Consider the following 13,215-nt stretch of genomic DNA (forward strand, 5'->3'; position numbering starts at 1 on the left):
AGAGGTACCCATTGGGTGCCTCGCTTACTTTATATCTTGCTAAATTAGAAAATATTAAAAATCAATTTTGATATTCACTCCATAATTTCTACCTGGCAAAGGGGCTAAATATTTCAACTGAGAAGAAGCGGGTCTTGCTTCTGTATTGGTGAGATTATTAATAATAAAATCAACAGAAACATCTAATTTATCAAGATGATATTTTTTGCCAATTCCTGCATCAACTAATGTGTAAGAAGGAAAAGTAATATCCCCACCATACATTAATCCACCACTTTCTTTTTGTTTTTTATAGTAAGTCACAGTACTAAATGCGGTTAACTCTTCATGCTGATAATTAAGGCTAATACCATGTTTTTCATTGGGAAGATTAGGCAAATAATTACCTGCAATAAAGAGCTTTCTTTTACTTCTGTTTTCAACAAAATCACCAAATAGTGTGAATGTAAGATTATGGTCGTGAGGCATTTCATATAAATATTTAAATTCGTATTCTAAACCTTTTGTTTCAAGATCAGTTTCATCCCATTCCATTACTGTAACGCCACCACGACTTACGCCCGTTAAGCGTCTAAACTTAAAATCGCTATAGTCAGTTTTATACAGATTGAGTTTATTAGAAAAATTACCAATCTCAATAATGGATGATAATTCAATGCTCTTACTTTTTTCTGTATTAAATTTACTGTTTCCTTGTTCTTCAATTAAATAAGCATAGTGGGGACCATGTGTATAAAGTTCATTAATTTCAGGAGCACGATAAGAAATATTTTTTTGTAGCTTTAATGTCCATTCATCAATTGGTGTAAAAGATAAGGCTAATGTATTTGCACTGGTATCAAAATGACGATTTTGCAGATTTGAACCTTGTCCTCGACCGCTATTATAATTATCAGGAATATTTAGATGATGATGGGTATAGCCTTTACGGTATCCCGCAGTAATTTCAAAAGGAGATAAATTTAACGACTCAACCCAATATATTCCATACTCTTTGGTCAATACACTTGGTAAATAAGCATCATAGCCAGACGTTTTCAGATCACGATAATTACCGTTAATTCCGACAGCACCATTAAGACGATTAAATAGCGGAGTATGTGCAGTTTCTATCGCTAATTGATGGCTTTTAGTGTTAAATACCGATGATGCAATTTGACCGACCAACTCCTCATCTTTCGATTCAGAATAAGAGTAATAAAAAGCGCTGTCTCTGAAAAAGGGCGTTAAGTGATAATGTTTTCCTTGTATATCTATTCGTCGATTATGGTTTGAAACTGAAATAGGTTTGTACATTTCTCGTGTCGTTTTCGACGTGAGATAAGCATATCCTGGTACACCATAAGATGTTTGAAAATCAGTAATAGATAGGCCTAAATAACCATCATCTTCAATATAAGAGAGTGATGCATTGCCACTTTGGCTTTTTAAAAAGCTATTAGGAATTTCTTTATTATTATTTTCAACATAATGCTTAGGCGGTGTTACATGTTCAATGGATGTGGGACTGCCGGGTTTATATTGTGAGTTAGCTTCATTATCAACATAACCAATACCTGAAAAATAATCTTTATCTTTAAAAGTATATTTATCATCTTCGCTTAATTCATATTCAACTTTGTATTTTTTCCAAAACTCACTAATGTAAGGGTAAGCTTCAGGATTACGGCTGGTAAACACTTTCATATCAACTTGGCATTGATCACGTAACGCAAAGTGACTTTTTAGTTGTTGATAGCTATAACACGGTGCTGCTTTAGAATGTGTTGGAATTTTATATCTAGTAACTCGTTTAGTGGCACCTGAAATATTAAAAACCCAGTTTTCTTCATTACTGAATTTAATATTTGCTGATCCACCATTACCGTTATTGGTACTTCCATTAAATGTCACGGCGCCTGAAATCGCTTTTTCAGGCAACTGTGTCATTATCCTATCATCCCACAAATGAATTGCACCACCACTGCTACTACCTCCATAAAGTAGTGCTTCAGAGTTTTTACTGATCGATATTTCATTAATTCTGTTCATATCAATGGGAATAGGCATATTTCCACTAATAAATGAAACATCATTAATAGGAAGATTATTGACTAAAATACCTACTCTATTTCCAGACATGCTACGAATAACGGGTCTTGCGGCATTAGGGCCAAAACCTTCTGCTTGTACTCCTGCGACTTTTGAAACGGTATTACCAATGGTATTGGACTTTATTTGTTCAAGTTGTTTTCCTTTTATCTCTTCCCGATTATTCAGTAACAATGAAGAGAAAGTCTCTTTGTTTTTTATTGATGTTGCTTTAACAGTAATAACATCGTTTGGTATTTCTTTTCCTTTGCTTTTATCTTCATTATTCTCTTTTCCATATAAAGGAGACGACAAAAGCATAAGTAAAATAATAGAGAATTTACTTTTTTTCATAATTATTTTTTATACTTAGAATGTAAGAGTAGTGCCTAATATGATATTACGACCTGGTAAATACATTTCATCTTTAATATAAGAGGTACTGTCTTTCCCTTTTGCATCAAAGATATTATTAACTTTGGCATACAAGGTATAATTGGTATTATCTAAATAGCCAATATATTCACTACCTAAGCTAACTGTATTATAAGATGCTGTTGGCGTTTCATATTCGGCTGTTTTATTCTGTTTTCCAAAGTGATCAACCCGAATTTGCCCATTTAGATTTTCTGTTAAACTATGTTTAATATAAACGCTTAATCGATAAGCGGGGATCCTTGGAATATTTCCTTTATTATGCAGTAAATTTGCTCTGACATAATCACCAGAAATACCAATTAAGCTATCTTGGTGATAGTAATAGTCAATATTACCTTCTACACCTTTGAATTGAGCATCATGTTGTACGTATTGTAATGGTCGATATCCATTATTTAATTCAGCGCCAGTAAACTTGCCATAAATATAATTATCAATATGGTTATAATAGGTACTAATATTGAATTGAATATCACCTGTTACTTTAGTTATCCCAATATCAATATTATTTGCCGTCTCTGCGGTTAAATTAGGATCGCCTTTTTCAATAGTTCGACTTGCAGCATGAACACCATTCGCGTAAAGCTCTTCTGCAACAGGTAATCTTTTCGTGTGTGATAGTGATAAATTTAAAAAATAATCTTGTGTAAAATTCCACGCTAATCCAGCAGAAATCGAAGATGCACTCTGTTTATTGTTTTTTTGAGTTTCTCTATTTAACAGTGATTGCCACTCTTGGCGAAAACCTAATTCATAGCGAAAATCGCCGAATTGGTATTCTTCTAATAAAAAGAGTGAGTGATTTTTTGTTTTTGTTGACGGTACATAAGCCTCTTCTCCATAAGCACTAAAATCACGTTGATTAAATTGCCCGCCAATAACACCATGCCAGCCTAAAATAGGTTGATGTGTGAAAGAAAATCTTAATTCATCTCCTTTGTTTTTAAATTGGGTACTAACTTCATGATCTTCTTTTTCATCATGATGATAATGGGTTCTGGCCGCACTGAAACGTACCGATTCAATACCGGCAAATGGGTTACTTTTTTCACCACGAAGATCCCATCGTTTACTCTCCATAATAATATAGGGAATGCCATGCTCATGTTGTTCATCAGGGTATTCATGATTGTGATCATGATGATGATGACCAACTAAAGGTGGGTGAGTAGGGGCGTGATGATGCTCCTCCTCATGATCATGAAAATGAGTATGACCAGGTAATCCATATCGGCGATGTTGCTCACCATAGCCAATTCCAATATAACCCTCATCAAAGATCCATGATGCACCGATATTTGCAGATTGGTTATCTTGATAAGAACCAGCTAAGCGGCTTGCTTCCCCTTGATGTAATGGCTCGGGTTGTTTGTAGTTACTTTGGTAACGTTTCGTGCCTTCAATACGCAGAGCTAAATTATCTTGCCCTAATGTCAAACCTGCTGCACCGGTATTTCCTTTAGAAACAGAATCATATTGATAATGTAATTCGCCATCGTAACCTTTTTCAGGCACTGACATAGGAATTTTGCTATCAATAACATTAATGGCGCCACCGATTGTGCCTCCTCCATAAAGTAATGCTGAAGATCCTTTTAATACTTCAATACGCTGGCTTAAAAAAGGTTCACTCGTGATTGCGTGATCTGCACCAATCGACGATACATCCATAAGATCACTACCACTGTGCAATACTTTTACTCGGTTGCCTGACATCCCACGAATAACGGGATGCACTGAGCCTCCACCAAAAAAACTGGCATGAAAACCGGGTAGAGATGTCAATGTTTCAGCAATAGATGCACTACGATTAGCGCGTAACTCTTCTTGTGTAATGACAGCAACGGGTGTTGCCATTTTTTCTTGTGGTGTTTGTAAAGGCGTTGAATAAACCTTTAATACCTCATTTTGTGGTTTTTCTTCTGATTTCGTTGTGGTGTTTGCGTTTGCAAATAATGAATAACTTATTGAAATAAAAAGCGTTGTATAACTAAAAACAGATTTTTTCATTTTACTTACCTCCTTTATTTTATAATGTTATAACATAACATTTTGTAAATATTGTAAGTAAATATAATTATCATTAGCAAGTGGTGATTTTTTCAAAATGATAAAATTTTTATAAGTTATTGTAATTTATATATAAAAATATTTTCTCTGAAAGAGGGAGAAGAGATGAAAAAAGGCACCTCAAAGGTGCCTTTAAGATAAATAAGATAAAGACGCTTATTCTAGGATAAACATACCATAAGGGTGAATTTGCAGATAATAACTGTCACCTACATTCGGCTGAAGCTGTGTGGCATTGACTTGTAATAGCAAGGTTTGATTTTGCCATTCTACCGTGACTTCATATTGTGGTCCCATGTAAGCCACGTGCACTATTTTACATTGCTGACAGACATCGCCTTGTTGAGATAAGGTAATCGCTTCTGGTCTAACTCCAACTCTAACTTCGGTTTTAGTCGTATTAAATGTATCTGGTTTTGGTAGGCGATATTGGAAAATATCAACATAATCAGCGCCCAATGTGGCTGGGAATAAGTTTGCATCTCCCATAAAGCTTGCCATAAATTCAGATGCGGGTTGGCGATAAAGATTTTGTGGTGAACCTAATTGCATTATCTTGCCTTTATTCATCACTAAAACCATATCAGAAACGGCAAATGCTTCACTTTGGTCATGAGTGACATAAAGAGACGTGATATTAAACTGTTGTTGTAATTCACGAATTTTCTCTCTCATACTACGACGTAAGTTAGCATCAAGGTTACTCAATGGTTCATCAAAAAGCAGCACTTTAGGTTTCAAAATTAAGGCGCGAGCTAATGCAACACGTTGTTGTTGACCACCTGAAATTTGGTCAACAAAACGGTCTTCAAAGCCTGCTAAATCCACCAGCTCTAAGGCTTCAGAAACACGTTGTTTGATTTCAGCCTTAGGACGCCCCAGCATTTTTAAGCCATAGCCAATATTTTCGCCCAACGACATATGAGGGAAAAGGGCATAAGACTGAAACACCATACAGATGTCGCGTTGCTGGATCGAACGGTCGGTAACATCTTCGCCATCGATAAAAATTTTGCCTTCTGTCGGTTTTTCTAACCCTGCCACTAAACGTAATACGGTTGTTTTACCGCAACCTGAAGGCCCTAATAATGAAACCATTTTGCCTTGTGGAATAGACAAACTGAGATCTTCAATCACCGTGTTAGTGCCAAAACGCTTAATTACATTTTTCAGTTCAACGAAATGTTGTTGTGTCATGATTTATACTCCGTATTACTGTGCATTTTTGGCTTTAGAGCGTGAAACACGGGCTTCGCCAATCAAATAGTCAAATAAGAAAATAATTGCCAACATCACGACGATTAAAATCGAGCCGTAGGCAATTGCGACGCCGTATTCACCATCTTCAACGCGGTTTAAAATATAAGCGGTTGCAACGCGTGTATCTGGTGTAACAAGGAAAACGATGGCACTGACTGTCGTTATCGCACGCACAAAGCTATAAATCAGCGCAGATAAAATAGCAGGGCGTAATAACGGTAACAGCACATAGAAAATGGTTCTCATTGAGTTCGCTCTTAAACTTAGAGAAGCTTCATCAAGCGATTTATCAATTTGCCCTAATCCCGCAATACCCGCACGTATTCCCACAGGCACGTTACGCATTGTCATAGAGATAATCACAATTGCCGCCGTTCCCGTTAAATAGAAAGGCGAGTCGTTAAACGCAAGAATATAAGAGACACCTGCGACGGTTCCTGGTACGGCAAAACAAAGCATGGTTGTGAACTCGATACTTTTTTTACCTTTAAAGTCTTGGCGCACCACGATATAGGCAATTAATAGTCCGAGAATTGCCGTGATCGGCGCGGCGATACCCGCATATAACAAGGTATCTAATAATGAAGGCCATGCACCGTCACTCATTCCTTGACCAAATAATTTGATAAAGTTATCGAGTGTTAAGGTGTAATCAACTCCCCAGTTAACGGTAAAGCTACCGTAGAAAATACTGCCATAGAGCAGGATATTAAAGACAACCCAAATACCTAAAACAGTAGTCACAAATGCGATCAGTGACGATGGAAGAGGTTGAACATCACCGCGATAAGATTTACCTGATACCGTGACGTAAGAGCGTTTACCAATCCACATATACTGCACACAGAACACTAATAGTGAGAAAACTAACAGTGATGCGCCTAATGTACTGGCTGATTGATAATCAAGCTGAGAGCCTGTGATATAGAAATAAATTTGTGTGGCGATAACGTCAAAGTTGCCTCCTAAAACTAACGGATTACTAAAGTCAGCAAGAGATTGCACAATTACAATTAAAAACGCATTGGCTAACGCAGGTTTAAGCAACGGCATAAAGACGTTAAAGAAAGTTTGATAACGGTTTGCTCTTAAGGTGTAAGAGGCTTCTTCTAATGAAGGATGAATGGTTTTAATGGCGCCATCTAAAATCATAAATGACATAGGGGTAAAGGCGAGCACTTGCGCCAACCAAATCCCTGTAAAACCATATAACCAGTTGGTATTTTCAAGTCCTGCGTAAGTGGCCAGAAACTCTGTCACATAACCCGAACGTCCCATCATTAACGTCACCCCTAAACCGACAACAAAAGGTGGTGTAACAATAGGTAAGATAGAAAATACACGGCCGATAATGGCAGAGCGCACCGCAATACGTGACGTATAAATGGCCAGTATTAAACCAAAGAAAGTACAACCTATCCCCACAGCAATAGAAAGCACAATTGAGTTAAGCATCACTTGCACAATATGGGCTTGGCTTAAAATCGCGATAAACTCAAAAGGTGCAAAATTGCCCGCGCTATCTTTAAACATCGGAATAAAAATAGCGATACTAGGGAAGATAATAAAGGCGCCAATCAGAGCAACAACAGCTATCAAAGAGCCGATAACAAAGCTATCACCGCCCAGCCATTCAAGGCGTGTTAAGGCGGTTTTCATGATCATTCCCAGAGAAATAAAAAGGATGATCGCAGAATAACCTAAGCCACGCCCTTCAAGGGTTGCACTGACTATCGTAATAAATGCACAAAATAGGGCAAAACCCGCATCAAAATAGTGGCGAGAGCGATTTTCACGTTTAGGTGCAGTTAATGGGCGAAATAGCAGTAAACTCGGTAATAAAAACCAGAGCCAACTGATATTTAGGCTACTCCAGCCATAAGAGGTGAGCAATTCATCTGCTGTTGAGTCTAAAAGACCGTAGTCAAGGCTCCATGATGGCAGTAACGCAAATGCCATCCATGCAATTAGGATCCATAAAAATATGGGAGCCCGCCTCTTTTTTTCAGGTAAAGCGAGTGTGTGAGACATAAATCCCCCGAGAGTAAATGTATTTATTATTATGAGAAAAAGAGAGCGAGAGGTTATCTCGCTCTGTTAATGAGCTATTTACCCATTTTTACTTCGGTAACCCACTTATTAATCAGTTCCTTACGTACTTCACTATCGCCATATTTATCCATGTCGTAGTTAATGAGTTTTAAGTCTGATAATTTCAGTGCCATAGGTGAAGATTCAGCCGAGGTATTGGTTAGAATTTGGTAAGATTTACCTTCTTTCCAGCTAATTTCCTGCGCTTCTTTTGAGAGTGTCCAATCTACGAATAATTTTGCGTTATCCATATTGCGGGCATTTTTAATGATACTGACACCACCGATTTCATACCCTGTACCTTCACAAGGCGAGATCAATTCAAGTGGGGCGCCATTTTCAACTTCTAATGAGTAATCATGTAGGAAACCAATACCAATGGCTGCTTCACCACGGGCTGCATTTCGTGCAGGAGCAATACCTGATTTGGTGTATTGAGAGATATTTGTATTGATTTTCTTCAGGTAATCAAAGGCTTGTTCAGTGCCCCATAATTGATCAAAGGTTGCCAGTGCAGTGTAAGCCGTACCTGAGCTTTGTGGATCAGCAATTTGAATTTCGCCTTTGTATTCAGGCTTAATTAAATCTTTCCAGCAGGTTGGAATAGCAATGCCTTTTTCTTTTAAGCGATCTTTATTGACGCCAAAACCTAAAATACCGACATAGACCGCAGAAGAGTAGTTTCCTTTGCGTTTAGCTGGATCACGAAATTGTGGCATGATCTGATCGAGATTAGGAGAAACGTAAGGCTCTAGCAGATCCATTTCACCCGCTTGTGAGTGAGGATCCATTGTACCGCCATACCAAACGTCAGCTTGTGGATTACGTTTTTCAGCTTCAATTTTAGCTAAAGTACTCCCAGAACCATTACGAACGAAGGTAGTTTTAACATCATACTTTTCGGCGAAGGCTTTTGTTTCAGCTTCACACATCGCATTTGTCGCACTACAGTAAACGACTAAACGACCAGCCGCATTTGTTGATAAGCTAACCGCAGAAAGAGCCAGACCAGCAGCAACGAGTGTAGAGAGGGTTTTCAATTTCATGTTCAGAACCTTTTAAATGTGTCGTCATCGGAAAATGAAAGTGGGCCAACTGAATGCTCTTGTTTGCTAACATCAGCAATCAACAACGGCATTAGTAAGAGTCCCATTAAGGCCGCAGCACTGGTTAATAATGCAAACATCCCAGTCCAACCATAATGCGCCATGACCTGACTTAATGGCCAACCTGCCATTGCCGCCCCTAAATAGGCATACAATCCCAAGTAGCCAGTTACCGTGCCTGCTGCGTTTTTATGGCAATATTCTGTTGCAGCAAGCCCGATTAACATCTGTGGTCCGAACACAAAAAAACCGATACTAAAAAAACAGGCTGCGAGTAACGCATAATGATGAATTGGAATTAACCAAAGTGCTGTTACTGCGGTAAAAAGGCCGAGTGAAAACAGCAATATCATTGGTGCTCGTTGGCCGCGGAATAATAAATCCGAGCCCCAGCCTGAACATAACGCCCCGAGCAAGCCACCTACTTCAAACAAGGAAAGAATGGCATTTGCACTTAATAAATTGGCGCCATGTGTCTCTGATAACCAGATATTTCCCCAATCGTTTATCGCCATACGTATGAGATAAACCAAAATATAAGAAAACCCTAGCAACCAAATCATTCGGTTAAATAAAATGCTCTCTTTCAAAATAGTTAGCATAGGTTTAGGCGGAGAGGCTTGTTCTTGACGTAATTCAAACACATCGCGCCGCCACACACCCACAGTAGGAAGTCCTTCTTCTGCGGGAGTCCCTTTTAATCGTACACACAACCATAGCCCGATGATGATGCCGATAATACCGGGAACAAGCAGTGCGACTTGCCAACTATAATGCGTCGCTAGCCACGCAGTTAAAATGGGAAGACTCATCCCGCCAAGGTTGATTGAGATATTCCATAATCCCCACCAGAAGCCACGTTCATTGCGTGAATACCAGTGTGTTAACAACCTTGCACAAGGTGGCCATCCAAAGCCTTGAAAGAAACCATTTAGTGCCCAGACCAAAAGCAGTGCAGGAAACGAAAGACAATAGGCAAAGATAATATTCATAATGCCTGTCATTACTAATCCAACACCCATAAACCAGCGGTATCCCCACTTATCGTGGAAAATACCAGAAACAAATTTAGATAAACCGTAAGTGAGATAAAAAAGGCTGGCTATCCAACCGATATCTCCTTTATCTAAATTCAATTCAACTTGCATAACGGGCATCACAAAGTTGACGCTTTTACGTGTGAGGTAGAAGGTGGCATAACCAATAATCATCGACAGCATTAAATTTTTGCGCCAAAAGTTATAGGTCTTATTTATTGATGCCGAATTTTTACCTGACATAACATCCTCTTTGATGTTGCAAATGTAAAAAAAATGTCGCGAAAAAGAATGAGATAAGGTTGTAGATGACTAAGACTTATTCTTAGTTTTCACTGTTTTCTTTTGAATTTGTGGGTAAGTTAACAATTATTTTCGTACCGTGATGATTTACCACTTCCCATTCTCCACCTAAAGCACGAATGCGTTCTTCAATTCCGCGTAATCCAAAGCCACTACTTTGTTGTGCTGATAATGACGTGGGTAACATGCCAATACCATTATCACTAATCATCAGTCGTAATCGGTTTTGGTTTTGAGTCAGTGAGATTTGGATATAGGTCGCGTTGGCGTGTTTACTAATGTTGTTTAACAGCTCTTGTACTAAACGGTAGAGGGTAAAAATAATGGTTTCATTTTTAGGCTCTTTATCTAACGAGTAATTAAAATTACAGATGATACCGTTGTCATCAAAAGCAAACTCATTAATTAAATGGTGAAGGGCTTTTTCAAGCGACATTTCTTCTAAAACAGGCGGGCGTAATTGTCGGAGTAGTTGACGTGTAGATTGATGAATTTGCAGTGCAAGCCGTTCGATTTGTTCCCCTGTTTGGCGCGTTTTATCGTTATCAGCCATCTTTTTTACTAACATTGATTGAATTTGGATGGCTGTAATATTTTGCCCAATCTCATCATGTAATTCACGAGCAATGGCTTTTTTCACATCTTCTTCGGTGTGAACAAGTTGCTCCATTAGTTCGCGTCTAGCCTGAAGTTCTTGCTCTAAGCGTAATCGATAGTGACGTAAATTATGGGCTAATTGCTGTTGGCGGCTGATTGCTATCCCTAAACCAATGCCAATAATAGCTTGCGTAGTTAAAAACATTTCTAACTCACGTAAGTCATTAAACGCGCCATTAACTTGTCGAGCAAAGGTGATAATTAAGCTGCCTAATATTGCAGATAATACGCCGCCTTGCCAGCCATAACGATACGCCATAAATACATTAGGGATAAAAACAAGAATAACTAATAAGCGTTCTATTTCGGGTGTTAAGAAAAACTGTGCACTTAATCCGATAAGGCAAAATAGAAATCCCCACATGAGTAAGGAGGTTCTTAATGGCGGATCGAGTGTGCCGTCAGAGACTAAAGTGCGACTTTGTAATTCGCGTAGATATTCATAAAGTAAAAAAACAAAAGGGGCGAGTAATATGCCACCAGTAACGGATGTCAGAAAAATACCGCTGGTGGTATTAATTACAAAACCAAGAATAAAGGCTTGTAGCAGGCTATTAAAGCCAACGGCACTAATTAATAGGGTTAGGCGTTGCCAATAAAGAGGATATCGCCACCAAATACGCTGAACTTCTAACGCGATAATAAGGCTTAGTATTGGTGAGAGATAAATAATGGCGTGGGTAATTAATTGCTCTTGCGCTAACCAGTAATAAAGCCCCCATTCAGCAAATAACATTGGTAGCCAAAAACGCCGCCAAAGTAAAATTATTAGGGCTAATCGTAGACCTTGAGGTAAGAAAAGGGCGGCTTGTTGCCCGTTTTTACTTAAATAGAAGCCAATCACCCAAAGCGATAGCCAAAGTAAAGAGTAGGTGAGTAATAAAAAGAGGGATTGAAGAAAAAAACGCAGTCCCCTTTTCATTTTACAGCGAGCCTGTAATCAATTGATTTTTTAAGGCGAAATGAACCAGATCGATAGTGGTTTCACAGCTTAATTTACCAAGAACATTGGCTCGATGAACGTGAACGGTTTTGTGGCTAAGGTTAAGTTGTACCGCAATTGTTTTGACATTAACGCCTTGAACTAAAAGATTGAAAATCTCTCTTTCGCGAGGTGTTAACGTATGTAATGCATCTTCTTTTTCGGGTGTTTGTCGTAACGCTTTCATTGCATCAGAACAAAGATAACAGCCACCTTGATGTACAGCGCGTACGGCTTGTACTAACTCTTCAGGGCCACAACGTTTTGTTAAATAACCGCGGGCGCCCGAATCTAATGCGCTTTGAACAAAAGCGGGCGTATCGTAGATACTTAAAATAATGGTGCGAAAATCAGGGCGCTTTTGTTTTAAGCGACTTTGGAGTTGTAGACCACTTTCGCCAGGCATAGAGAGATCCATCACAGCAACATCAATATCGTCATGTGCTAAATAAGGCCATGCTTCTTGCCCATTAGAATATTCACCCACGATATGAATATCGGGTTCTAACATTAAGAGTTGTGCAAATCCTGAACGCACAACAATGTGATCATCTACTAAAGCAACTTTTATCATAATTTTTTATTAGTCAGAGAGTAGTCAGACAATACTTATATGATTTATAACAAGCTACAGAAAGATAAGCGAGGAAAAATGGAGAAGAAACACGGTTTTGAATCTTATGTCTCGTTTTTGTCGTGGTGAATCGTGACAAGCAAATAATAACAATAGATTATTTATTATTCAGGTGATAATTCCCCATAAACAGGGAACCTCTGTTTATGGGGAAATGTGTTATTTCTTATTGATTAAGCAACTTGAACAGGAACCGCTTTTGCAATACGTTTCATCTCGTTGTTATCTTCAAAATAAGCAATATTAGGTTTATGGCTACGCGCATCACTATCAGGAATTTGCACATAAGAACAAATAATTAAGCGATCGCCAACGGCGGCACGACGCGCAGCTGCTCCATTGACTGAAATAATCCGAGAGCCTCTTTCGGCACAAATGGCATAGGTTGAAAAACGCTCACCATTATCAACGTTATAAATATCAATCGCTTCATTTTCAAGAATGCTTGCGGCATCCATAAAATCCTGATCAATTGCGCAAGAGCCTTCATAGTGAAGATCAGCTTGTGTGACTTTTACGCGATGAAGTTTGCCTTGTAACATAGTGCGTAGCATTGTTGTGTTTCCT

General features: G+C 38.5%; 9 protein-coding genes. All 9 read right to left on the bottom strand.

The window, feature by feature from the left end; all coding sequences use genetic code 11:
- Window positions 1-54 precede the first annotated feature (54 nt).
- The 9 genes from ABN212_RS01760 to panD all read right to left on the bottom strand — a co-directional run bounded on the left by ABN212_RS01760 (window position 55) and on the right by panD (window position 13,202).
- The gene (locus ABN212_RS01760) at window positions 55-2,424 is read right to left on the bottom strand and encodes a TonB-dependent receptor (RefSeq protein WP_349442773.1); all 2,370 of its coding nucleotides are present in this window, start codon (window positions 2,422-2,424) and stop codon (window positions 55-57) included.
- A gap of 15 nt (window positions 2,425-2,439) precedes the next feature.
- The gene (locus ABN212_RS01765) at window positions 2,440-4,518 is read right to left on the bottom strand and encodes a TonB-dependent receptor domain-containing protein (RefSeq protein ID WP_198630217.1); all 2,079 of its coding nucleotides are present in this window, start codon (window positions 4,516-4,518) and stop codon (window positions 2,440-2,442) included.
- 216 nt (window positions 4,519-4,734) lie between these two features.
- Entirely contained in the window at window positions 4,735-5,775 is a 1,041-nt protein-coding gene (fbpC, locus tag ABN212_RS01770; RefSeq protein WP_109371582.1) for a ferric ABC transporter ATP-binding protein, read from the bottom strand.
- Between the two features lie 15 nt (window positions 5,776-5,790).
- The gene (locus tag ABN212_RS01775; protein WP_349442774.1) at window positions 5,791-7,869 is read right to left on the bottom strand and encodes an ABC transporter permease; all 2,079 of its coding nucleotides are present in this window, start codon (window positions 7,867-7,869) and stop codon (window positions 5,791-5,793) included.
- Between the two features lie 74 nt (window positions 7,870-7,943).
- The gene (locus tag ABN212_RS01780; RefSeq protein ID WP_069368510.1) at window positions 7,944-8,975 is read right to left on the bottom strand and encodes an ABC transporter substrate-binding protein; all 1,032 of its coding nucleotides are present in this window, start codon (window positions 8,973-8,975) and stop codon (window positions 7,944-7,946) included.
- 2 nt (window positions 8,976-8,977) lie between these two features.
- Complete coding sequence (uhpC, locus tag ABN212_RS01785; protein WP_311747287.1) at window positions 8,978-10,330, bottom strand: MFS transporter family glucose-6-phosphate receptor UhpC; 1,353 nt, start codon at window positions 10,328-10,330, stop codon at window positions 8,978-8,980.
- 67 nt (window positions 10,331-10,397) lie between these two features.
- A complete protein-coding gene (locus tag ABN212_RS01790) occupies window positions 10,398-11,954 on the bottom strand; it encodes an MASE1 domain-containing sensor histidine kinase (protein WP_198619404.1) in 1,557 nt (518 codons plus the stop codon).
- Between the two features lies 1 nt (window position 11,955).
- Entirely contained in the window at window positions 11,956-12,588 is a 633-nt protein-coding gene (locus ABN212_RS01795) for a response regulator transcription factor (protein WP_109371574.1), read from the bottom strand.
- A 233-nt stretch (window positions 12,589-12,821) separates the two neighbouring features.
- Complete coding sequence (gene panD, locus ABN212_RS01800; protein WP_349442776.1) at window positions 12,822-13,202, bottom strand: aspartate 1-decarboxylase; 381 nt, start codon at window positions 13,200-13,202, stop codon at window positions 12,822-12,824.
- Between the last annotated feature and the right edge of the window lie 13 nt (window positions 13,203-13,215).

Source organism: Proteus genomosp. 6 (genome assembly GCF_040139785.1).
Lineage (GTDB): Bacteria > Pseudomonadota > Gammaproteobacteria > Enterobacterales > Enterobacteriaceae > Proteus.